The sequence below is a fragment of the Qingrenia yutianensis genome (assembly GCF_014385105.1).
Lineage (GTDB): Bacteria > Bacillota > Clostridia > UMGS1810 > UMGS1810 > Qingrenia > Qingrenia yutianensis.
This window is the reverse complement of record NZ_JACRTE010000093.1, coordinates 1-664: the sequence shown is the minus strand read 5'-3', so window position 1 is coordinate 664 and position 664 is coordinate 1. Positions and strand designations below refer to the sequence as shown.

The 664-nt window shown below is 45.9% G+C and carries 1 protein-coding gene; it reads right to left on the bottom strand.

Annotated elements, in window-relative coordinates:
* Positions 1 to 54 precede the first annotated feature (54 nt).
* Positions 55 to 664, bottom strand: a 610-nt coding sequence (locus tag H8706_RS12250; RefSeq protein ID WP_262432860.1) for a C40 family peptidase, incomplete at its 5' end; no start/stop codon positions are given.

Genomic DNA, 664 nt, shown 5'->3' with positions numbered 1-664 from the left:
TGCAAGATTTTCATAGGCTCTGTTTATACTTTCTGTAATCATAATGCCTCCTCTCTATTCTCCGCTGCCGATTGGCAGTCTGCCCATAGCATAAAAATGACTGCTCCAATAGTCGGTTTCTATTGACGCATACTTGATCGGATTTCCGCAATGTAACATTTGATTTTCGCCCACATATATACCGATATGTGTTACCGGTTCACTTGACACATACGTTCTCGTAAAGAACACCAAATCTCCCGGTTTTGCGTCTGCCTTTGAAATTTTTGCGCACTGGTTATATATCCCCTGCGCCGTTGTTCTCGGCAGGTTATATACTCCCGAATGTGTATAAGACCAACACACAAAACCGCTGCAGTCAAATGATGTTGAGGGACTTGAGCCGCCCCACACATACGGGTATCCGATATATTTTGTCGCCTCCTCCATAAGTTTTGCAAATGTCGCATCGGAATATGCTCCCGGCACCGGTCCCATATATGTATTACCGTCATCTCCGGCGCTTGCCATTCCAAAACGCAGAACAGAGCAAAGTTCATTTACCTGCTGTTGGGTTATGTTATCCGTTGCCTTGCCGGTTACCGCTGCCACTCTTGCCAATGCTTCATTCAGTCCGCACTGACTGATGACTTCGTTACCGTCTTCATCTGTACTTCTTGCCACA